18 protein-coding genes and 3 tRNA genes are annotated in these 21,218 nt (G+C 71.1%); 10 read left to right on the plus strand and 11 right to left on the minus strand.

Annotation, left to right across the window (positions count from 1 at the left end):
* Positions 1-58: 58 nt before the first annotated feature.
* A tRNA-Arg gene (locus KV097_RS07115) sits at positions 59-132 on the plus strand.
* A 1-nt stretch (position 133) separates the two neighbouring features.
* Here KV097_RS07115 and KV097_RS07120 read toward each other — a convergent pair.
* The 3 genes from KV097_RS07120 to KV097_RS07130 all read right to left on the minus strand — a co-directional run bounded on the left by KV097_RS07120 (position 134) and on the right by KV097_RS07130 (position 2,290).
* Entirely contained in the window at positions 134-580 is a 447-nt protein-coding gene (locus tag KV097_RS07120) for an OsmC family peroxiredoxin (protein WP_220365476.1), read from the minus strand.
* Positions 581-691: 111 nt separating this feature from the next.
* Complete coding sequence (locus KV097_RS07125) at positions 692-1,492, minus strand: thioredoxin domain-containing protein (protein WP_220341113.1); 801 nt, start codon at positions 1,490-1,492, stop codon at positions 692-694.
* 3 nt (positions 1,493-1,495) lie between these two features.
* Entirely contained in the window at positions 1,496-2,290 is a 795-nt protein-coding gene (locus tag KV097_RS07130; RefSeq protein WP_220341112.1) for a thioredoxin domain-containing protein, read from the minus strand.
* A 119-nt stretch (positions 2,291-2,409) separates the two neighbouring features.
* Between KV097_RS07130 and orn the strand changes: the two genes are divergently transcribed.
* The 3 genes from orn (at position 2,410) to KV097_RS07145 (ending at position 4,391) form a co-directional block, all read left to right on the plus strand.
* Positions 2,410-3,096: an oligoribonuclease gene (gene orn, locus KV097_RS07135; RefSeq protein ID WP_220341111.1), complete on the plus strand. Its 687-nt coding sequence runs from the start codon at positions 2,410-2,412 to the stop codon at positions 3,094-3,096.
* Positions 3,097-3,144: 48 nt separating this feature from the next.
* A tRNA-His gene (locus tag KV097_RS07140) sits at positions 3,145-3,217 on the plus strand.
* A gap of 127 nt (positions 3,218-3,344) precedes the next feature.
* A complete protein-coding gene (locus tag KV097_RS07145; protein ID WP_220365477.1) occupies positions 3,345-4,391 on the plus strand; it encodes a biotin/lipoate A/B protein ligase family protein in 1,047 nt (348 codons plus the stop codon).
* A gap of 39 nt (positions 4,392-4,430) precedes the next feature.
* On the opposite strand, the gene KV097_RS07150 is transcribed toward KV097_RS07145, so the two are convergent.
* From KV097_RS07150 to KV097_RS07165, 4 genes are all read right to left on the minus strand, one after another.
* Entirely contained in the window at positions 4,431-5,255 is an 825-nt protein-coding gene (locus tag KV097_RS07150; protein WP_220365624.1) for a pseudouridine synthase, read from the minus strand.
* Positions 5,256-5,449: 194 nt separating this feature from the next.
* Positions 5,450-7,192 (minus strand): glycerol-3-phosphate dehydrogenase/oxidase, encoded by a 1,743-nt coding sequence (locus tag KV097_RS07155; protein WP_220341109.1) that lies wholly within the window; start codon positions 7,190-7,192, stop codon positions 5,450-5,452.
* Position 7,193: 1 nt separating this feature from the next.
* Positions 7,194-8,711 carry a glycerol kinase GlpK gene (glpK, locus tag KV097_RS07160; RefSeq protein ID WP_220341108.1) on the minus strand — a complete coding sequence of 506 codons (1,518 nt, stop codon included), beginning with the start codon at positions 8,709-8,711 and terminating at the stop codon, positions 7,194-7,196.
* Between the two features lie 9 nt (positions 8,712-8,720).
* On the minus strand, positions 8,721-9,608 hold the full coding sequence (locus KV097_RS07165; protein ID WP_220365478.1) for a LysR family transcriptional regulator: 888 nt from the start codon (positions 9,606-9,608) through the stop codon (positions 8,721-8,723).
* A 92-nt stretch (positions 9,609-9,700) separates the two neighbouring features.
* Between KV097_RS07165 and KV097_RS07170 the strand changes: the two genes are divergently transcribed.
* Entirely contained in the window at positions 9,701-11,056 is a 1,356-nt protein-coding gene (locus KV097_RS07170; RefSeq protein ID WP_220365479.1) for an MFS transporter, read from the plus strand.
* A 104-nt stretch (positions 11,057-11,160) separates the two neighbouring features.
* On the opposite strand, the gene KV097_RS07175 is transcribed toward KV097_RS07170, so the two are convergent.
* Positions 11,161-11,565 (minus strand): hypothetical protein, encoded by a 405-nt coding sequence (locus tag KV097_RS07175; protein WP_220365480.1) that lies wholly within the window; start codon positions 11,563-11,565, stop codon positions 11,161-11,163.
* A 62-nt stretch (positions 11,566-11,627) separates the two neighbouring features.
* Entirely contained in the window at positions 11,628-11,888 is a 261-nt protein-coding gene (locus tag KV097_RS19135) for a pirin family protein (protein ID WP_308289374.1), read from the minus strand.
* Positions 11,889-11,973: 85 nt separating this feature from the next.
* On the opposite strand from KV097_RS19135, the gene KV097_RS07185 reads away from it, so the two are divergent.
* From KV097_RS07185 to KV097_RS07200, 4 genes are all read left to right on the plus strand, one after another.
* Entirely contained in the window at positions 11,974-13,491 is a 1,518-nt protein-coding gene (locus KV097_RS07185; RefSeq protein ID WP_220365481.1) for an NAD(P)/FAD-dependent oxidoreductase, read from the plus strand.
* Between the two features lie 171 nt (positions 13,492-13,662).
* The gene (locus KV097_RS07190; RefSeq protein ID WP_255559269.1) at positions 13,663-17,154 is read left to right on the plus strand and encodes an indolepyruvate ferredoxin oxidoreductase family protein; all 3,492 of its coding nucleotides are present in this window, start codon (positions 13,663-13,665) and stop codon (positions 17,152-17,154) included.
* 12 nt (positions 17,155-17,166) lie between these two features.
* Entirely contained in the window at positions 17,167-17,670 is a 504-nt protein-coding gene (locus KV097_RS07195) for an Lrp/AsnC family transcriptional regulator (protein ID WP_220341104.1), read from the plus strand.
* A gap of 4 nt (positions 17,671-17,674) precedes the next feature.
* Positions 17,675-18,352: a bifunctional 2-polyprenyl-6-hydroxyphenol methylase/3-demethylubiquinol 3-O-methyltransferase UbiG gene (locus tag KV097_RS07200; protein ID WP_220365482.1), complete on the plus strand. Its 678-nt coding sequence runs from the start codon at positions 17,675-17,677 to the stop codon at positions 18,350-18,352.
* Here KV097_RS07200 and KV097_RS07205 read toward each other — a convergent pair.
* Positions 18,341-18,943, minus strand: coding sequence for a class I SAM-dependent methyltransferase (locus KV097_RS07205; RefSeq protein ID WP_220365483.1), 603 nt, complete (start codon positions 18,941-18,943; stop codon positions 18,341-18,343). The genes KV097_RS07200 and KV097_RS07205 overlap by 12 nt on opposite strands.
* On the minus strand, positions 18,940-20,019 hold the full coding sequence (locus KV097_RS07210) for an alpha/beta hydrolase (RefSeq protein WP_220365484.1): 1,080 nt from the start codon (positions 20,017-20,019) through the stop codon (positions 18,940-18,942). Before KV097_RS07210 ends, KV097_RS07205 begins: the two co-directional genes overlap by 4 nt.
* Positions 20,020-20,160: 141 nt before the next feature.
* Here KV097_RS07210 and KV097_RS07215 point away from each other — a divergent pair.
* Positions 20,161-20,236, plus strand: a tRNA-Lys gene (locus KV097_RS07215).
* Positions 20,237-21,218: the final 982 nt, after the last annotated feature.

A 21,218-nucleotide genomic window follows, 5' to 3' on the forward strand; every position in this document is an offset into this window, starting at 1 on the left:
GGAGAACCCTAGCGGCGAGCGCCGAGAGCGACGTCGCCGCTAGGGTTGGTTCCCGTGAGCGCCCGTAGCTCAGCTGGACAGAGCAGCGGCCTTCTAATCCGCCGGTCGCAGGTTCGAATCCTGCCGGGCGCGCTCAGCTCTCGAGAGCAGCGTCGAGCTCGATCTCCGGGACGGAGGCGAGCGCCTTGCTCACCGGGCAGTCCTTCTTGGTCTGCTCGGCGACCCCGGTGAACTGCTCGGCCGTCAGGCCGTCGACCTTCGCGCGGACGGTCAGCGTGATCGTGGAGATGAGCAGCCCACCACCCTCACGGTCGGGACGGACGGTGACGTCGGCCCGCACCGTAGAGGACTGCGGCGTGCCTCCGGCCTTCGCGATCCCGCCCGACAGCGCCATCGCGTAGCAGGCCGCGTGCGCCGCCGCGAGGAGCTCCTCCGGGCTGGTCACCCCCTCGGCCTCGTCGGCGATCCGCCGCGGGAACGAGACCTCGTACGATCCGGCTCCGGAGGTGTCGAGGTTGACCCGTCCTGATCCGTCCTGCAGCCCGCCGGTCCACTGTGTCGTCGCGGTGCGTGTGGCCATGGTGTCGCTCCCGTCGTTCGTCGGTGGTGTTCCTGCCCCACCGTAGAGACGCGACGCCCCGCACGCACAAGGCGTACGGGGCGTCGATCGCGATCGCTCGACCTGCGGGCGTCAGCCTGCCTTCGCGGCGGTCACCGCCGCCTCGAGGTCTGCGGGCGTCGGGATGTTGCCGCCGGAGCCGGTCACCGCGGTGCCGTCGACCCACACCGTCGGGGTCCCGGACACCTGCTGCCCCTCGGAGTCCTTGGAGGCGAACGCCTCGTCGGTGACCTCGCTCGTGCTGCCCGGCGGGTTGCCGGCCCACTCACGGAACGGACGACCCTTGATGCAGTCGGTCGCTGCCCCGGCGCCGACCTGGTCGGCCCACTCGACGAGCTGGTCCTCGTCGACGTCGGTGCTGGTCTCGTCGGGCTGGTTCTGATAGACGGTGCGCGTGTAGTCGACCCAGCCCTTGGCGCCGGCCTCCTCGAACACGCACATCGACGCCGCCAGCGCGGCGCCGGAGAACTCGTTGAGGAACGCGACCGGGCGGTACTCGACCTCGATCGCCCCGGCGGCGACCTGCTCGTCGATCCAGCCACCCGAGGTCTCCTCGAAGGCCTTGCAGACCGGGCACTGGAGGTCCTCGAAGATGGTCAGCTTGACCGGGTCCGGCTGGGCGGTGCCGCCCAGGTCCTCGGCGGTGACCAGCACGCCACCGTCCTTGGTGAGCCCCTTGGGAGTGCGGACCTCGTCACCGGCGGAGTCGTCCATCACCGACTTCACGGCGAAGCCCGCACCGGCGATGACGATGAGCACCGCGGCGACGACCGCCGCCGTGATGAGGGTGCGGCGACGCTTGTCCTGCCGCTCCTTCTCCTTGCGCATCTGCTCAGCGCGTTCACGACGGCTTCGCGAGCTCTCGGCTGCCATGGGTCACCTCGCCTTCGCGGCCGCGACGGCCTTCTGGATGTCGGCGAGCCCGGGGACGGTCGGCTTGCCGTCGGAGCCCTCGGGTCCGTTGACCGTGGCGCCGTCCACCCACACCGTCGGCGTGCCGGAGAGCTTCTCGCCCTCGGAGTCGGGCTGGTCGAACGACGCCTTGGTCGCCGGGTCGGTCCAGTCGCGGAAGGGACGACCCTTGATGCAGGTCGCTGCTCCGGGCGCTCCGGCCTGCTCGGCCATGTCGACGTAGTCCTTCTCGTCCAGGCCCGAGCCCTCCGTGGGCTGGCTGGCGAAGGCGAGCTTCGCGAAGTCGCGGTAGGCCTTGGACCCGCCCTCCTCGAAGACGCACATCGCGGCGCCCATCGTGTCGTGGGAGAAGTCGGACAGGAACGCCACCGGACGGAACTCCACGTCGATCGCACCTGCCGCGACCTGCTCGTCGATCCAGTCGCCGGTCTCGTCCTCGAAGGTCTTGCAGTGCGGGCACGCGAAGTCCTCGAACACCGTCACCTTGACCGGGTCGGAGGCGGCGGAGCCGCCGAGGTCGGTGGCGGTCAGCACCACGCCACCGTCGTCGGTCAGGCCGCCGGGAGCACGCGTGGGCTCGTCGGCGGAGTTGTCGACCGCCGACTTCACGGCGAAGCCTGCTCCACCGATCACGACCAGCACGACCGCGACGATCGCGGCGGTGATGAGGGTGCGGCGACGCTTGTCCTTCCGCTCTCGCTCCATGCGCATCTGCTCCGCGCGCTCACGCCGCGCGCGCTTGTCATCCCTGCTGGCCACCTGGCTCAACCATCCTTCGCCTACGGACACGTGTCCCCCGTCCAACGCGCGGCACAGCGTCGCACGTTCCCAGGGACAGCTACCAGGCTACCGGTCGGTGTCCGCCCTTCCCGCTAGGGTTGATCGTCGTGGACACGCTTGTATGGATCGACTGCGAGATGACCGGGCTCGACCTCGAGCGCGACGCGCTCATCGAGGTGGCCGCGATCGTCACCGACTTCGAGCTCAACCCGATCGCCGACGGCATCGACGTGGTGATCAAGCCGCCACGTGAAGCCCTCGACCAGATGAACGAGGTCGTCACGCAGATGCACACCGCGTCGGGCCTCCTGACCGAGCTCGATGCCGGTCTGCCGCTCGCCGACGCCGAGCAGGTCGTCCTCGACTACATCAAGCAGCACGTCCCCGAGGCCGGCAAGGCGCCGCTCGCAGGCAACTCGATCGGCACCGACCGCGCGTTCCTCCTGCGCGACATGCCCGAGCTCGAGGGCTACCTGCACTACCGGGTCGTCGACGTCTCCTCCATCAAGGAGCTCTCGCGCCGCTGGTATCCGCGCACCTACTTCAACAGCCCGGCCAAGACCGGCAACCACCGGGCGCTGGCCGACATCCTCGAGAGCATCGAGGAGCTGCGCTATTACCGCGCCGCCGTCTTCGTCCCCGAGCCCGGGCCGGACAGCGAGACCGCCAAGGCGCTCGCCGCAGAGCACTCCGGATCGCTCCGCGCGACGGTTCCAGCGGCGCCGGAGACAGACGCCGCGGTGGAGCAGGTGGACCCGACCCGGATTTCGGACGACGAAGGCTGACCCGCTACACTCGTCTGGCCGCACTCGGTACGAGCCGGGTCGCGCGCGGTGGGTGTAGCTCAGTTGGTAGAGCACCGGCTTGTGGTGCCGGTGGTCGCGGGTTCAAGTCCCGTCATCCACCCCGATGAGGCCCGGTCAGGACGATGTCCCGACCGGGCTTCTCCCGTTCCTGGGAAGCCTTGCCCCTCGTCGCGCGTTGACCCCGACGTCGACGCGTCCACGTCGGCGCAGTCGAGGAGGAGGTCGCGGTGCACGGCGAGTACAAGGTCCCCGGAGGCAAGCTGGTGGTCGTCGACCTCGAGGTGGTCGACGGCCGGCTCAAGGACGTCCGGCTGTCGGGCGACTTCTTCCTCGAGCCCGACGACGGGCTCGACCGGATCACCGACGCGCTCGAGGGTCAGCCGGCCGACGCCTCGGTGGGGTCGTACGCGAGCGCCGTCGAGGACGCGCTCGAGGACGCCACGATGATCGGCTTCGACCCGCGCTCCGTCGGCTTCGCGGTGGCACGCGCGCTCGGACGCTCGACCGCGTGGCACGACCTCGACTTCGAGCTCGTGGACGCCGGCCCGCTCCACCCCGCGCAGCAGATGGCGCTCGACGAGGTCCTCGCGACGCAGGTCGGTGAGGGTCTGCGCGCACCGGCGCTGCGCGTCTGGGAGTGGGCGTCCAACGCGGTCATCATCGGCTCGTTCCAGTCGCTGTCGAACGAGGTCGACCTCGACGCCGCGGCGCGGCACGACGCGACGGTCGTACGTCGCATGTCCGGCGGCGGCGCGATGTTCGTCGAGCCCGGCAACACGATCACGTACTCGCTGTACGTCCCCGCGTCGCTCGTCGAGGGCATGACGTTCGCCGAGTCGTACGCATTCCTCGACGCCTGGGTGATCCGTGCGCTGCGCGGGCTCGGCCTCGACGCGTCGTACGTGCCGCTCAACGACATCGCGACCCCGCACGGCAAGATCGGCGGCGCCGCGCAGAAGCGGCTGGCCAGCGGCGCGGTCCTGCACCACGTGACGATGTCGTACGACATGGACGCCGCGAAGATGCTCGACATCCTGCGGATCGGGCGCGAGAAGCTGTCGGACAAGGGGACGGCAAGCGCCGCCAAGCGGGTCGACCCCTTGCGGAGCCAGACGGGCATGACCCGCGACGAGATCGTCCGCGCGATGGTCGAGCACTTCGACGCCAGCTATGGGCTGAGGCCGGTCGCGCTCGACGAGGGAACACGCGAGGCGATGGAGTCGCTGGCCGCGGCGAAGTACGCCACCGAGGAGTGGACCGCGCGCGTGCCGTGAGCCGGCCCGTCTCGTCCCGGCCGGGCGGCGCCGAAGACGCTAGTCCTCGGGGAGGAGCGGCAGCGCGCGCTCGCTGACGAAGCGGCGCTCGGAACCGTCGACCGGGTCGGTGAACGCCAGCTCGCTCGCCAGCAGCTGGAGCGGTCGCGTGAAGTCGTCCAGGTCGACATCGAGGACCTCGGGATAGACCGGGTCGCCGACGATCGGGATGCCGAGGCCGTGGAGATGAGCCCGTAGCTGGTGGGTCCGGCCGGTCTCGGGCTCGAGGCGGTAGACGCCGTGCTCGCCGAGGCGGCCCTCGAGGACGACGCGGGTGACGGCGTTCACCCGCAGGTCCGGGACCACCGCCACCTGGAAGAGCCCGCGGCGCTTCACGAGGTGGTTGCGTACGGTCACCGGCAGGTCCAACCCGGGGTCCACCGGCGCGAGGGCCCGGTAGGTCTTGCGCACCTCCCGCCGCTGGAACAACATCTGGTACGCGCCGCGCCATCTCCGCTCGGTGGTCAGCACGAGGACGCCCGAGGTGATCCGGTCCAACCGGTGCACGGGCGAGATCTCGGGCAGGCCGAGCTCGTCGCGCAGCCGGACCACGACGCTCTCGCGCACGTGGCGTCCCCGCGGGATCGTCGCGAGGAACGGCGGCTTGTCCACCACCACGAGGCGCTCGTCGCGATGCAGGATGCGCAGCTCCCCCGGCACGGGGGCCTCCTCGCGCAGGTCCCGGTAGAACCACACGAAGGCGTGCGGCTGGTACGGGTCGTCGGCGGCCACCGGACTTCCCGCGTCGTCGACGAATCGCCGCGTCGCGAACATGCCGGCGACGTCGACCTGCTCCGGCAGCCGCCAGCGCAGCCACTCCCCCATCGTCGCCCAGGTCACCGCCTCGCGACCGCGGTCCGGCGTCCGCAACCAGACGGCGCCGAGGCCGTTCTGGGGTGGGAGCGGGGAGCGAGGTGGCACACGTCGATCGTAGGTGGGGCGCTCTACCCACCGCGCGCCACCGGCGCTCTACCCGCCGCGCGCCACCGGCGCTCTACCCGCCGCGCGCCACCGGCGCTCTACCCGCCGCGCGCCACCGGCACGACGTCCCCCGCCCCCATCCTCGCCGCATCTGCTGTCTCGTCATCCGGCATCGTCTGGCTCTCGCGCTCCGCGGCCACCCGCGCGAGATAGTGCTCGACCTCCCGGCGCACCTGCTCGGGTCCCCATCCGAGCGGGCCCGCCATGAGGGCGGCCACCTCGTCGGCCGAGTCGACACCACGGTCGAACGTCTCGATCGAGATCCGCGTACGGCGGGTGAGGACGTCGTCGAGATGGCGCGCGCCCTCGTGGGTCACGGCATAGACGATCTCGGCCCGCAGATAGTCGTCCGCGCCCGCGAGCGGCTCCGCCAGCGTCGGGTCGGCCTCCATGAGCTCGAGCAGCTCGTGCACCAGGGCGCCGTACCTCCGGAGCAGGTGCTCCACCCGCACCTCGTGCAGCCCGCTGCGCGCAGCGATCAGGCCACGACGGTTCCACAGCGCCGCGTACCCGTCGGCGCCGAGCAGCGGCACGTCCTCGGTCACGCACGCCGGGATCGCTCGCGACAGCTGGACACCGAGCGCGTCGGCGGCCGCGTCGACGGCGTCGCGCGCCATCACCCGGTACGTCGTGTACTTGCCGCCGGCGACCACGACCAGGCCCGGCACCGCGTGCGAGACCGCGTGCTCGCGCGACAGCGTCGAGGTCGCGTCGGACTCCCCCTCCAGCAGCGGGCGCAGCCCTGCGTACACGCCCTCCACGTCGTCGTGGGTCAACGGCGTCGCCAGCACGCTGTTGAGGTGCGCGAGCAGATAGTCGATGTCGGTCCGGCTCGCCGCGGGATGGTCCCTGGACAGCGACCAGTCGGTGTCGGTGGTGCCGACGATCCAGTGCCGCTTCCACGGGATCACGAACAGCACGGACGTCTCGGTCCGCAGGATGAGCCCGACGTCGCCCTGGATGCGGTCGCGCGGCACGACGAGGTGCACGCCCTTGCTCGCCCGCACGTGGAACTGGCTGCGCTCACCCACCATCGCCTGCGTCTCGTCGGTCCAGACGCCCGTCGCGTTGATCACCTGCGACGCACGGATCTCGAGCTCGTCTCCGCTCTCGAGATCGCGCGCGACCACACCGGTGACGCGTTCGCCCTCGCGCAGCATGCCCGTCACGCGCGTGCGGGTGGCGACGTGCGCCCCGTACGAGGCAGCCGTCCGCGCGAGCATCATCGTGTGGCGCGCATCGTCGACCTGGCCGTCGTAGTACTCGATCGCACCGACGAGCGCGTCCTTGCGCAGCGCCGGCATCCGCCGCATCGCCTTGCGCCGTGAGAGGTGACGGTGACGGGGCATCCCACGTGACTGCCCCGACAGCCACGCCATCGAGTCGTACATCGCGACCCCCGTGCCGGCGTACGCCCGCTCCCACCCGCGGTGCGTGAGCGGGTACAGGAAGGGGATCGGGCGGACGAGGTGCGGCGCGAGGCGCTCGACCAGCAGGCTGCGCTCGGCCAGCGCCTCGGCGACGAGCGAGAAGTCGAGCATCTCGAGATAGCGCAGGCCACCGTGGATCAGCTTCGACGAGCGGCTCGACGTGCCGGAGGCGAGGTCGCGTGCCTCGACCAGCCCGACCGTCAGACCCCGGGTCGCGGCGTCGAGGGCACACCCTCCGCCGACGACGCCGCCGCCGATCACGAGGACGTCGAGCGGGCCCTCCGAGGCCGTTGCGCGCAGCCGCTCGAGAGCCCCCCTGCGGGCTGCGTGGTCCAGCGCGACGGGCCGCACGTCAGTCGACCTCCACCCAGTCGAGGGTGCGTTCGACGGCCTTCTGCCACCCCGCGTACGCCGACTCGCGCCGCTCCTCGTCCCACTGCGGCTCCCAGCGCTTCGACTCCTGCCAGTTCTCCCGCAGCTCGTCGGTGCTGTCCCAGAAGCCCACGGCCAGTCCCGCCGCGTACGCCGCTCCCAGCGCCGTGGTCTCCGACACGACGGGCCGGCTGACCGGAGTCCCGAGCACGTCGGCCTGGATCTGCATGCAGAGCTCGTTGTCGGTGACGCCGCCGTCGACCTTGAGCACGTCGACGGCCACGCCCGAGTCCTCGCGCATGGCGTCGGCGACGTCCCGCGACTGGAAGCAGATCGCCTCCAGCGTCGCTCGCGCCAGGTGCGCGTTGGTGTTGTAGCGGGACAGGCCGACGATCGCGCCGCGGGCGTCCGAGCGCCAGTACGGCGCGAACAGCCCGGAGAACGCCGGCACGAAGTAGACGCCGCCGTTGTCCTCGACCTGGCGTGCCAGGGCCTCGGACTGGGCGGCCCCGGAGATGATGCCGAGCTGGTCTCGCAACCACTGCACCGCCGACCCGGTGACGGCGATCGAGCCCTCCAGCGCATAGACCGGGTCGGCGTCTCCGAGCTGGTAGGCCACCGTCGTCAGCAGACCCGCCTTGCTGCGCACGAGTTCGGTGCCGGTGTTGAGGAGGAGGAAGTTGCCGGTGCCGTAGGTGTTCTTGGCCTCCCCCGGCGCGAAGCACACCTGCCCGACGAGCGCCGCCTGCTGGTCGCCGAGGATGCCGGTGATCGGAACCTCGCCGTCGAGAGGACCGTTGTCGAGCGTGGTGCCGTACGCGTCGGTGAGCGACGACGGTCGGATGTCGGGGAGCATCGCGCGCGGGATGTCGAAGATCTCCAGCAGGTCGTCGTCCCAGTCGAGAGTCTCGAGGTTCATCAGCATCGTCCGGCTGGCGTTGGTCACGTCGGTGACGTGCACGCCGCCCCGGCGTCCGCCGGTGAGCTGCCAGACCACCCACGAGTCGGTCGTCCCGAACAGCGCGTCACCGCGCTCGGCGGCCTCGCGGACACCGGGCACGTTCTCGAGGATCCAGGCGATCTTGCCGCCGGAGAAGTAGGTGGCCGGCGGCAGGCCCGCCTTCTCGCGGATGACCTGGCCGCGGCCGTCGTGCTCCAGGCGGGAGGCGAGCCGGTCGGTGCGGGTGTCCTGCCAGACGATCGCGGGCCCGTACGGCCGTCCGGTGCGGCGGTCCCAGACGACGGTGGTCTCACGCTGGTTCGTGATCCCGAGGGCCGCCAGGTCCGACGACGAGAGGCCGGCCTTGGCGAGCGCGGTCTGGATGACGGCGCTCGTGCGCTCCCAGATCTCCAGCGGGTTGTGCTCCACCCAGCCGCTGCGCGGCATGATCTGCTCGTGCTCGAGCTGGTGACGGGCGACCTCGTTGCCGCCGTGGTCGAAGATCATGAAGCGGGTGCTGGTCGTGCCCTGGTCCACGGACCCCACGAAGTCGGCCATGCGACGTTTCTACACGCTCGCCCCCGCCTCCGGCACCCCGAGCATCGCGAGGAAGGCCGCTGCCGCCGGTGACGGGCGGAAGCGGCTCCAGGCGAGGTGCTCCTCGCGGACCGGGGCGTCGGTGATCGGGACCGTACGGACGCCGGGGAGCGTGGCCGCGTACGCCTCCGGCAAGAGCGCCACCCCGAGACCCTCCGCGACCAGACGTCCGGCGAGGTCACCGGTCGTGACCTCGAAGGCGACGTGCCGCTCGACGCCCGAGGCGGCGAAGGCCAGATCGGACTGGACGCGTCCCGGCGTCCCCGCCGTGAAGTCGACGAAGTCGCCGCCTCCCAGCTCGGCGAGCCTGGTGCGGCGCCGGCCCGCCAGTGGATGGTCCGGTGCGAGGACGGCCACGAGCGTGCCGCTACCGAGGAGACGCGAGCGTACGCCGGCGGGCTCGCGCCCTGGCGGAAGGCCGAGGAACGCGACATCGATCGACGCGCCCGCGATCCGTGCCACCAGCTCCTCGCTCCCGTCTGTCCGCAGACTCACGTCGACGCGCGGGTGCTCGTCGCGGAAGGCGCGCAGGACCTGGGGGACGTCGACGGCGGTGACGGTCGGGATGGCACCGAGACGCAGTCGTCCGCTCACGACGCCGGAGACGGCGGCCGCCTCCGCCCGCGCACGCTCGGCCGCGTCGAGAGCCTCCCGTGCCGCGGGAAGGAACGCCTCGCCCGCCGCGGTCAGCGCGACCCGGCGACTCGTGCGTTCGAACAGCCGGGCCCCGACCTCTCGCTCGAGCTTGGCGACCTGGTGGCTGAGCGCCGACTGGACGACGTGGCAGCGCTGTGCGGCGCGCGTGAAGCTGCGCGTCTCGGCGACGGCGACCACGTAGCGGAGTTGCTGGAGCTCCATCCGCCCATGGTGGCAGATCGATCTCAAATCGCGATCGCTGGCGTGACAAGCATGCGTTGGACTCATGCACCCTGACGGCTCAGGCTGGAGTCATGTCCGGCCCGCGCGACCTGCCCCGCTCCCTGCTCCTGCTCATGGCGCTGTCCACCGGGCTGTCGGTCTCGGCGAACTACCTCGCACTCCCCCTCCTCGACCTGCTCGCCGACGACCTCGGGATCAGAGACTCGACAGCGGGCATGATCGTGACCGCCGCGCAGGTCGGGTACGCCGTCGGCCTGCTCGCCATCGTCCCTCTGGGTGACCTCCTCGAACGGCGTCGGCTGGCGGTCTCCCTCCTCGGCGCGACGGCCGTCCTGCTGGTCGCGTCGTCGCTCGCGCCCGGCGGCCGCGTCCTCCTCGTCACCACCGCGCTCACGGCGCTGACGTCGGTCGCGGCGCAGGTCGTCGTCCCGTTCGCGGTGACGCTCGCCGAGCCGGAGCAGCGGGGCCGGGTGGTCGCTGTCGTGATGAGCGGTCTGCTCCTGGGGAGCATCGTGTCGCGGCCGATCTCGGGGGCGGTCGCGCAGCTCGCCGGGTGGCGGTCGGTCTACGTCGTGTGCGGGGTGCTGGTGGCGGCGGTCGCGGTGGCGCTTCGGGTGCGGCTCCCGACGCTCCAGACACCGAGCGGCCTTGCCTATCCCGCCCTCCTCGGCTCGACGCTCGCGCTCTTCGGGACGCAACCCGTGCTGCGCCGCCGTGCGCTCGTCGCCGCGTTGTCGCTGGCGTCCTTCAACACGTTCTGGACTGCGTCGACCTTCCTGCTCGCCACCTCGTACGGGTGGTCGGAGGCAGCGATCGGCGCCTTCGGTCTGATGGGGATCGCCGGAGTCGTGGCGACGCCGGTCGCGGGGCGGCTAGTCGACGCCGGGCGTGCCCGTACGGTCGCCCGGGCGTCGACGCTCGCCCTGCCGATCGCGTGGGGCCTGATCGCGCTCGGCGGAGGAGGCGGCGCGGCGGGGTTGACGTGGCTGCTGCTCGGCGTGCTGGCGCTCGTGGTGGCGCAGCAGATGCTGCTCAACGCGAACCAGAACGCGATCTATGCGCTCGACCCTGCGATGCGCAACCGGCTCAACGCGGCGTTCATGACGGCGTTCTTCGTCGGCGGGGCCGCAGGGTCGGCGGCGACGACCGCCGCCTGGGTGGCCGGCGGGTGGGCCGCGGTCAGCGCGCTCGGCGCCGTGCTCGCGGCCTCGACCTGCGTGGTGTGGCTCGAGGGACGGCGGGCGCCGAGGGATCTCGATACGGGCTCCGCTGGCGCTCCGCCCCACTCGACCAACGGGGCCCAACGCGGCGCCAGTGCCTCACGCGCCGGGCGCGGCTCCGCAGACGTCGCCGTGCGGCATCTCCTTCGCCGGGATCTGGCCGAACCGTCCCCTGCGGAAGTCCTCGTACGCCTCCATGCCTCCTGACGTAACAGGGAGACATGAGCGCGCAGTCCGCCAGGACGCCGGAGGCTGCTCACACAAAAGGCCCCGACCCCTCATGAAGAGGAGCCGGGGCCTTCAGGAAACGGTCAGTCGTCGGCAGACGTGCGCAGGTCGATCGATGGGACGATCGCTTCCGGCTTAAACGTGACCCGATAGTGGTTCGGGTCCGCGTACGCGCCTTCGATCTGCTCGACGAAGTACGAGACGTTGTCAGACAGCCCGAGGAAGTGCTTCTTGTAGGCGCCCTTCCCGACCTTGCACGTCACTTCGAGTTGCCCGCCATCGTCCTCGATCGCGCACCGGCCCTCGATCGTCAGAAGGTACTTGTCCGTGATCCCGTTGAAGAACACGACGCGGCGGTCGATCTCGAAGTTGTCGGCCGCCTTCGACAAGTTGTCGCTCACGACCACCGCATCATCTGAACACGCCGTCGTGAGTGTGCCGATAGCGGCGACACCAGCGAGCGCGGTGAGCGACTTCTTGAATCTCATGTGGCCTCTTAGGACGTCAGGGAACGATCGGGGAGGGAGTCCGCCAGGGCGCCGCGCGCTGCTCAGGGCAAAAGCGAAGCCCCCCGGACCCGAGTAAGGGTGCCAGGGGCCGGGGTCAGCGGATCGGGAGCGGGTCGCGGGTGTAGGGGCCCCGGTCCGCCGCGAAGGCCGCAGCCGTCGGTGATCGATCCGCCGCTGTGGGAGTCGGCGTGGTCGAAGACGCCATCGAGCATGTAGGTCACGGTCTCGAAGCCGCGGTGCGGGTGCCACGGCGTGCCCTTGGGCTCGCCCGGCGCGTATTCGACCTCGCCCATCGGGTCCATGTCCGCCCGACGGCTGGCTGGCTGGCTGGCTGGCTGGCTGGCTGGCACGCACTACTACTCGATCAACCAGCCTAGGCTGACCCGCATGACTCACGACGTCGTCATCGTCGGCGGGGGCCACAACGGCCTCGTCGCCGCAACCCTCCTCGCCCGCAGCGGCCTCCGTACGGTGCTGCTCGAACGCCTCGACCGGACCGGCGGCGCCGCCGTGAGCGAGCGCCCGTTCCCGGGGGTCGATGCCCGGCTTTCGCGCTACTCCTACCTCGTCTCGCTCATGCCGCACGAGTTGATCAAGGACCTCGGTCTCGAGCTCGAGCTGCGGGCACGCGACACCGCCTCGTACACGCCCTACGACGGTGGCGGGCTGCTCGTCGAGACGCGCGAGGGACGGTCGACAGCAGAGTCGTTCCGGGAGACGACGGGGACCAACACCGAGTACGACGCCTGGCGGGCCTTCTACGCCGACGCGCAGAGGCTGGCGCTCTCCGTGGCGCCGACCTTGCTGCGGCCGCTGCCCACGACCGAGGCGATCCGAGAGGACGTGGGCGAGGCCGTGTGGAGCGACCTCGTGGCGCGGCCGCTGGGCCACGCCATCGAGCGTCGCTTCACCAGCGACCTCGTCCGCGGCGTGGTCGCGACGGACGGCCTGATCGGGACGTACGCCTCGCTGCACGACCCGACGCTCCAGCAGAACCGCTGCTTCCTCTATCACCTGGTCGGCAACGGGTCGGGCGAGTGGCGGGTCCCGGTGGGTGGCATGGGCGCGGTGACCGACGAGCTGCGTCGCGTCGCCGAGGAGGCCGGCGCGGAGATCCGGACGGGGGTGACGGTCCGTGCCGTCGACGCGGACATCGACGGCGTCGTCGTCCACGCCGACGGCCTCGACATCGAGGCCCGCTGGTTGCTGTCGGGCGTGGCACCGTACGTGCTGGCGGGGCTGCTCGGTGATCCCCTGCCCTCGAAGCCCGAGGGGTCCCAGCTCAAGATCAACCTGCTCGTCGACCGGCTGCCGCGGCTGAAGTCGGGCGTCGCCCCGACGGTCGCGTTCGCCGGCACCTTCCATCTCGGCGAGACCTACGAGGAGCTCGAGCGGGCGTTCGCGACGCCGTCGCCCGACGTGGCCTGCGGGGAGCTGTACTGCCACACGCTCACCGACCGCTCGATCCTCGGTGCGGAGCTCGCGGGGACGGACGCGCAGACGCTGACGTACTTCGGGATCCACTGGCCGTACGCCGAGAGCAGCGATGACGCCAAGGCGCGCGGCTGGCGGGCGTTCGAGTCGGCGATCGACGCCTACCTCGAGGAGCCGATCGCGTCGGTGATCGCACGCGACGCGAACGGCGACCCCTGCGTCGAGGTCAAGACGCCGGCGGACATCGAGAAGGATCTCGCGATGCCGGGTGGCCACATCTTCCACGGCGACCTGCAGTGGCCCTGGGTCGAGCAGCTGGGCCGTACGCCGGCGGAGCGGTGGGGTGTCCAGACCGGGCACGCGCGCGTGCTGATGTGCGGATCGGGCGCACGGCGCGGCGGCGCGGTCAGCGGCATCGGGGGCCACAACGCCGCGATGGCGGTGCTCGACCACGAGGGCCGCGCAGTCTGAGCCGCCCCGTCCGCACCTCGGCGTGATGCTGGTCACGTTGCGGTCCTGCTGTCCGTTACGGGCGTCACATTTGAGCATGATGCGTCGCTGCTGAACGGGCTGTTGCGCGATCCGTCACGCTCCTCCACCGTGGGGGCATCACATCGATGCCCGCCGCGTGAAGGAGCTCCCATGACCGAGCTGATGGTCGGCCGCCCGGACTCGCTTCCCGAGCCGGAGCCGTACGACCTGCGTGACCGCTTTCGCGCCGGCTCGCCGCCGGTGCTGCTGACCGGCGTCCAGGCCATCGCGCGCCTCCTGGTCGAGCAGCGCGAGCACGACCGGCGTGAGGGCCGGCGCACCGCGTCGTTCGTGTCCGGCTACCAGGGCAGCCCGCTCGGGGGCGTCGACCGCATGCTGGCTGACATGCCCGACGTGCTCGAGGCGAACGACATCCGCTTCGTCCCCGGCCTCAACGAGGAGCTCGCCGCGACGTCGGTGTGGGGCACCCAGCAGCCGCTCGACCCGGCCGAGGCGGTCTACGACGGCGTCGTCGGCTACTGGTACGGCAAGGCGCCCGGCGTCGACCGCGCGACCGACGCGCTGCGGCACGCCAACATGTACGGCGTCGACCCCCGCGGCGGAGCCGTGATCCTCGCGGGCGACGACCCCGCCTCCAAGTCGTCCACCGTCCCCGCTGTCAGCGAGCGGACGCTGGCCGCGCTCGGCATCCCCGTCCTCTTCCCACGCAACGCCGCCGAGATCGTCACGCTCGGGCTCCACGCCGTCACGCTCTCGCGTGCGTCGGGCTGCCTGGTCGGGCTCAAGATCGTCGCCGACGTCGCCGACGGCTCGTGGGTGGTCGACCGCCCCGCCGACGCCTTCCGCCCGGTCGTGCCGTCGATCGAGTGGGACGGCAAGCCCTGGTCGTACGCCCAGGCGCCGATGATCGTGAACCCGGACGCGATCGTGGGGGCGGAGGCGCAGCTCGTCGGACCGCGGACGGAGACCGTCCTCGCGTACGCCGCCGCCAACCCGCTCAACGTCGTCGACATCGACCCGCCGCACGCGACCGTCGGCTTCGTCGCCGCCGGCACCACGTACGACGCGCTCCGTCAGGCGTTCCTCGACCTCAACCTCACCGACGACGCGCTGCACGCCGCCGGCATCCGGGTGCTGCGGCTCGGCCTGGTGACGCCCCTGGAGCCGGGGATCGTCGAGAAGTTCGCGACCGGTCTCGACGAGATCGTGGTCGTCGAGGACAAGACCGCGTTCATCGAGACGCAGGTCCGCGAGATCCTCTACGGGATGCCCGACGCCCCCCGCGCGATCGGCAAGAAGGACGCCGTCGGCCGTCGGCTCGTCCCCGCCGACGGCGAGGTCACCTCCGGCCGCCTGCTCGCACCTCTGCGCCACGTGCTCGACGGCCGCGTCCGCATCGAGATCCCGAGGCCCCAGACCATCCCGCTCCCCCTGCTGTCGACCTCGCGCGCGCCGTACTTCTGCAGCGGTTGCCCGCACAACCGCTCCACCGCCGTCCCGGAGGGCTCGCTGGCCGGCGGCGGCATCGGCTGCCACATCATGGTGTCGACGTCGGGCCGCGAGGACAGTGCCGTCACGGGCTTCACCCAGATGGGCGCCGAGGGCAGCCAGTGGATCGGCCAGTCCGGCTTCACACGCACCGGGCACATCTTCCAGAACCTCGGCGACGGCACGTTCTTCCACTCCGGCCAGCTCGCGATCCAGGCGTGCATCGCGGCCGGTGTCAACATCACCTACAAGATCCTCTACAACGACGTCGTCGCGATGACCGGTGCGCAGGACGCCCAGGGCGCGCTGACCGTCCCGGAGCTGACGCACAAGCTCACCGACGAGGGCGTCGCGCGCGTCATCGTGGTGGCCGACGAGCCGCAGCGGCACCGCAGGCGTTCGCTCGCCAAGGGCACGCTCCTGTGGCACCGCGACCGGCTCGACGAGGCGCAGCGGATCCTGCGCGACGTCCCCGGTGTCACCGTGCTCATCTACGACCAGCACTGCGCCGCCGACGCACGCCGTCAGCGCAAGCGGGGCACGCTGCCCGCGCGCAACACTCGCGTCGTGATCAACGAGGCCGTGTGCGAGGGCTGCGGCGACTGCGGCGTCAAGAGCAACTGCCTGTCGGTACAGCCGGTTGACACCGAGTACGGCCGCAAGACGCGCATCGACCAGACGTCGTGCAACACCGACTACTCGTGCCTCGACGGAGACTGCCCGTCGTTCGTGACGGTCGAGGTCGACCCGGATGCACGCCCGGCGCGCCGTACGACGCCGACGCCGCCGGCGGTCGCCGACCCCACCGCTCCCCCGCTCGCCGGCACCCACGACGTGCTGATGGCCGGCATCGGCGGGACCGGCATCGTCACGGTCAACCAGGTGCTCGCGATGGCGGCGATGCGGGCGGGCTTCGACGCCGAGACGCTCGATCAGACTGGTCTGAGCCAGAAGGCCGGTCCGGTGACCGGGCACCTGCGCTTCTCGCCGCGCACAGAGTCCGGAGCGGGCCTCGAGCCGTCCAACCGGCTCACCCCGCAGGGCGCGCACTGCGTCCTCGCGTTCGACCTGCTCGCCGCCACGTCCCCGAAGAACCTCGGGTACGGCGACCCGGCGACGACCGTCGCGGTCGCGTCGACGAGCAGGACGCCCACCGGTGACATGGTCTATGACGCGTCGGTCGGCTATCCCGAGCTCGACACGCTGATCGGCCGCCTGGACGCGGTCACGCGTGACGTGCACGCCTTCGACGCGCTCGAGGCGGCCGAGGAGCTGTTCGGGAGCACGACCACGGCGAACTTCCTGCTCGTCGGTGCCGCCTACCAGGCCGGCGCTCTCCCGATCCCGGCCGAGGCGATCGAGGAGGCCATCAGGATCAACGGAGTCGCGGTCGACGCCAACGTGGCCGCCTTCCGGTGGGGCCGTGTGGCGGTCGCCGATCCGGAGGCGTTTGCCACGGCCACGCGCCCGCAGACGAGCGCAGCTCCGCTCGTCGCCGTGCCGGCCGTCGACGCTGCCGGCTTCAGCGACGAGATCCGCGCCATGGTCGCCCGCCGGGCCAGCGACCTCGTCGGATTCCAGGGCATGGCGACGGCGCAGCGCTACGTCGCGAGGGTCGCCGCCGTACGCGACGCCGAGCGCGCCGTGACCAGCGACGACCGGCTGACGCGGGCCGCGGCTCAGTACCTCTTCAAGCTCACCGCCTACAAGGACGAGTACGAGGTGGCTCGCCTGCTCACCGACTCCTCGTTCGCCGACGAGGTCGCGCGTCAGGTGCCCGGCGGCGCCACGCTCACCTACAAGCTGCACCCGCCCGTGATGCGCTCGATGGGCCGCAGCTCCAAGGTCGGATTCACGCCACGCTCGCACGTGCTGCTGCGCGGGCTCGCGCGGATGAAGGGCCTGCGCGGGACACCGTTCGACGTGTTCGGCTACGCCAAGGTCCGGCGCCTCGAGCGTCGTCTCGCCGCGCACTACGACGCGCTGCTCGACACCGTGACCGCCGGCCTGTCGGCGGACTCGTACGAGCGTGCGGTGCGGATCGCCGAGCTGCCGGACCTCGTGCGCGGCTACGAGGACGTCAAGCTGCGCAACGTCGCGACGTACGTCGAGCGGCTGCGTGCCGAGGGTGTGCCGGTCGACGGACTGGTCTGACAGACTCGACCCGTGCCTCGCCTGGACCGCCTCGACGCCGAGATCATCGGGAGACTGACCCGCAACGCGCGTGCCGGCGTCGTCGAGCTCGCGTCGGCGCTCGGTGTCGCCCGCAACACGGTGCAGGCGCGCCTGAAGCGGCTCGAAGAGACCGGCGTCCTCCGTGGCTTCCGCCCGGACGTCGACCTCGAGGCGATCGGCGTGTCCGTGCAGGCGTTCGTCGACGTCGAGCTCGACCAGCGGCGGATGGCCTACGTGGTGCAGGCGATCTCGGAGATCCCGGAGGTGCTCGAGATCATCACGCAGGCCGGACGTGAGGACCTGCGTGTACGCGTCGGCGCGGTGACGCACGCCGAGCTGCAGGAGGTCGTCGTCCGCATCATCGACACCGACGGCGTCCGTCACACGACCTCGACGCTGGCGATCTCGACTCCTCTCCCGTACCGCGTGCAGCCGCTGCTGGACAAGCTGACCCGCAGATCCGGCTACGGCCGCTCCACCCCCGTGGTCGACTAGCAGCATGAGCAACGACGCGACAGAGCCCACCGCCCCCGCCGAGCCCACGGATCCGACGGAGTTCTGGGAGCAGCGCTATGGCAGCTCCGACCGCATCTGGAGCGGCAAGCCCAACCCGCTGCTCGTCCGCGAGGTTGCCGACCTGACTCCCGGCACCGCCTTGGACCTCGGCTGCGGCGAAGGCGCCGACGCCGTGTGGCTGGCCACGCAGGGCTGGACGGTCACGGGCGTCGACATCTCGCAGACCGCCCTCGACCGCGCAGCAGTGCACGCCGCCGACGCCGGGGTAGCCGACCGTACGACGTGGGAGCGGCACGAGCTGGGCGTCACCTTCCCCGACGGCTCGTACGACCTCGTCAACGCGCACTACCTCCAGTCCCCCGTCGCCCTCGACCAGGACGGCGTGCTCCGCAGCGCCGCCGAGGCGGTGGCACCGGGCGGCACGCTGCTCGTCGTCATGCACGGCGGCTGGCCCTCGTGGGCCGAGCCGCACGAGCACTCCGTGCCCCACGCCGTCTTCCCGACGCTCGACGAGGTCCTCGACGTGCTGTCGCTCCCCGAGGACGAGTGGACGGTCGTCACCAAGGAAGGCGTCGAGCGTGCGTCGACGGCACCCGACGGCCGTACGGGGACGCACGTCGACAACGTGTGGCGCCTGGAGCGGTCCGCCTCACGAGGCTGAGCCGAGTCGGGCCACGATCGCGCCGAGGGGCCGCTGCCCTTGTCCTGTCCTCGTACGGGTCTCGCTCACGGTGAAGCCGCTCGCCGCGAGGAGCCGGTGCAGCTCCTCGGGCGGCCACCGGTAGGCCGGCGTGACCGCGTGGTCGAACGCCTCGATCGATGGTCCGTCGAAGAAGCCGAGGACGAGCCCGCCTTCGGGCCGGAGGACACGGGCGAACTCGTCGAAGGTGGCGGCGATCCGGGACGGGTGATGATGGATCGTCGAGTACCACGACAGCACCCCGCCGAAGGACTGGTCGGGCTCCTCGATCGCGTCGATGCTGCCGATCCGGAACGGCACGTCCGGATAGCTCCGCCGAGCATGCTCCACGAAGGCGGGGACGAGGTCGATGCCGCGAACGTCGAGGCCACGCCCCGCGAGGTGGTGCGTCCAGTGGCCGGGCCCGCACCCCGCGTCGAGCACCGGCCCCGTCACGGTGTCGGCCCAGCTCTCGACGAGCTGCCGGTCGGAGGGGTGCACCGCCTCCATCGAGCCGAGGACGTGCGCGTACTCGGCGGCTCGGCGCGAGTACGCCTTGGTCACCGTCGTCACGAGGCGCGCCCCGATGCCCCGACGGCCTTCTCGATGGCGCGCGCGGCCCGCAACGTCGCGGCGTACGCGCTCGGGCTGACGCCGGTGATGTTGATGAAGGCATGGATGAGGTCGCCAGCGCGATCCAGCTCGACGGGGACGCCGGCCTCCTCCAATCGGCGGGCGTACGCGATGCCCTCGTCGCGCAGCGGGTCGAACCCCGCCACCGCCACGTACGCGGGCGCGGCGCCGGTCAGGTCCTCGGCGAGCAGCGGCGAGACCCGCGGGTGGACGGCGTCGGCGAAGTCGGCGAGGTAGTGCTCTCGGTACCAGTCCATCTGCCGCTCCGTCAGGAAGAACCCGTCGGAGAACTCCTCGTACGACGGGTGCTTGGTGGACAGGTCCGTGACGGGGAAGAACAGCACCTGCAGGCACGGCTCGACCTCTCGCCCGCGGAGCTCGAGGGCGAGGACGGCGCTGATGTTGCCGCCGGCGCTGTCGCCCGCGACGACGATGCGCGACAGGTCGAGGCCCCATACCGGTGCTTGCGCGACCGCGTAGTCCCAGGCTGACAGCCCGTCCTCGATCGCCGCGGGGAACGGGTGCTCGGGCGCGAGCCGGTAGTCGACCGACAGCACGTCCACGCCGGCGTGCAGGGCGAGGAACCGTACGGCGGAGTCGGTGCTCACGCGACTCCCGAGAACCCAACCACCGCCGTGGAAGTAGACGACGAGCCCACGCGACTCCCCCGCCTTGGCGCGGTAGCGGGTCGCTGGGATCACGCCGTGCGGCGAGGGGATGAGGAGGTCTTCCTCGACCGCGAACGGCGGGAACCTGTCGGCGAAGACGAGCGACTCCTCCTCGATCTGCTGACGCGCGGCGTCGAGAGGCTTGGTCGAGAAGTCCGACCCCGGGATGCGGTTGAGGACGCCCAACGCCGTGGCGACCTCGGGCGCGAGGCGCTCGCCGTCGCGGTTGACCGGGGCGCTCGCTCCCAGGCGTGCGATGACGGCCTGCGGGAGCCGGGCGAAGCCGCGGATCGCAGCCCGCTCGAGGCGCAGAGGCAGGGACAGGGGGCGCGACGTAGCCTGGCTCATAGGCGGACTCTCTCGGTCGATCGGAGCCGCATTCTTGCAGGTCGGGCGGTGTCCCGCGTCACACGGCGGGCCTCGATTAGGACTGCTTGAGGTGCCCTGCTAAAGTTCCTACTGCTTCGGACGACGGTCTAGGGGCACCACGCGCCATTAGCTCAATTGGCAGAGCAGCTGACTCTTAATCAGCGGGTTCGGGGTTCGAGTCCCTGATGGCGCACCAACAAGCAGGCCAGACACCCCTAGGGTTCTGGCCTTCTTCATTGCCCTCTTTGCTCCCTCCTGGCTGCCGGGACGGTTTCGCGAACTTGAGCGCGTCAGCAGCTTGGGAGTCGACCTTCCGCGGCGTCAAGTACATGTCCTGGCTCATAGACGGCCGCGCGTGGCCGAGCCGCGCCGACAGCGACGCCGCGAGGGTTTGGCAGAGGCATCCGCGACCACAGAGTGCGTTAGAGCGACCGCGACGCCGTGCACGGCCGCACCCTCGCGATGACCGCCGTACAAGTGGGCGGAAAACGAAAGTTCGTTGACACGCCCACATCACACGAGGAACGTGTAAGAGATGCACGGTCACCGTGCATCCCCGGACATGGAGGTCGGTTGAGACACCGACTTGACAGTACCGGGAGGACGGTTCAGGATGGCTCGGCGCACCGCACAAACCGCTCATGCCGGTGACCTCGCATCCGCGCAGAGAGATCGCGAGAGCGACAGCATCTGGTCACGCGCTCGAGCTGCCGTCGCCACGCTCAAAGGCGGCATCATCGCCGCCGGCGCCATCGCGACATCCATCGCCGCCGTCGCCGCCCTGATACCTCGTCAGGAGCCGGTGGACGTCCGGATCACGTCGCTGGCGGTTTCTCCGAGCCTCGTTCCGCTCGCGGACTTTCGACCGGTCGGGGACAACTTCGCAGCCAGCACGCACGGACATCGCGTAACGCTTCGACCAGTCGCGGCGCTCACATCTGCCGTCGTGAGTGGGCCCATACCCACTGACCCAACGTCTACGACGACCGACGGGACCGAGTCGACGGCTACCCCTACAGATCCGACCTCCACGACTCCCTCAACGCCCACGTCCGTGACCACAGCCGCGCCGCGGCGAGCATCGGAGGCACCAGCTGTGCCGCGCGCCTACGTGAGGAAGGTGTTGCGACGGGTTGGCGCCCAATATCGGGTGGACCCAGAGGCGGAAAGTGACGGGC

Origin of the sequence: Mumia sp. zg.B17, assembly GCF_019550915.1 — a bacterium.
In the GTDB taxonomy this organism is placed as follows: domain Bacteria; phylum Actinomycetota; class Actinomycetes; order Propionibacteriales; family Nocardioidaceae; genus Mumia.

What these genes read in the sequence shown, in the direction of transcription:
- KV097_RS07120 (WP_220365476.1), bottom strand. Translation starts at nt 580, where the DNA reads ATGGCCACACGCACCGCGACGACACAGTGGACCGGCGGGCTGCAGGAC.
- KV097_RS07125 (WP_220341113.1), bottom strand. Translation starts at nt 1,492, where the DNA reads ATGGCAGCCGAGAGCTCGCGAAGCCGTCGTGAACGCGCTGAGCAGATG.
- KV097_RS07150 (WP_220365624.1), bottom strand. Translation starts at nt 5,255, where the DNA reads ATGGGGGAGTGGCTGCGCTGGCGGCTGCCGGAGCAGGTCGACGTCGCC.
- glpK (WP_220341108.1), bottom strand. Translation starts at nt 8,711, where the DNA reads ATGGCCGACTTCGTGGGGTCCGTGGACCAGGGCACGACCAGCACCCGC.
- KV097_RS07165 (WP_220365478.1), bottom strand. Translation starts at nt 9,608, where the DNA reads ATGGAGCTCCAGCAACTCCGCTACGTGGTCGCCGTCGCCGAGACGCGC.
- KV097_RS07170 (WP_220365479.1), top strand. Translation starts at nt 9,701, where the DNA reads ATGTCCGGCCCGCGCGACCTGCCCCGCTCCCTGCTCCTGCTCATGGCG.
- KV097_RS07175 (WP_220365480.1), bottom strand. Translation starts at nt 11,565, where the DNA reads ATGAGATTCAAGAAGTCGCTCACCGCGCTCGCTGGTGTCGCCGCTATC.
- KV097_RS19135 (WP_308289374.1), bottom strand. Translation starts at nt 11,888, where the DNA reads ATGGACCCGATGGGCGAGGTCGAATACGCGCCGGGCGAGCCCAAGGGC.
- KV097_RS07185 (WP_220365481.1), top strand. Translation starts at nt 11,974, where the DNA reads ATGACTCACGACGTCGTCATCGTCGGCGGGGGCCACAACGGCCTCGTC.
- KV097_RS07190 (WP_255559269.1), top strand. Translation starts at nt 13,663, where the DNA reads ATGACCGAGCTGATGGTCGGCCGCCCGGACTCGCTTCCCGAGCCGGAG.
- KV097_RS07200 (WP_220365482.1), top strand. Translation starts at nt 17,675, where the DNA reads ATGAGCAACGACGCGACAGAGCCCACCGCCCCCGCCGAGCCCACGGAT.
- KV097_RS07210 (WP_220365484.1), bottom strand. Translation starts at nt 20,019, where the DNA reads ATGAGCCAGGCTACGTCGCGCCCCCTGTCCCTGCCTCTGCGCCTCGAG.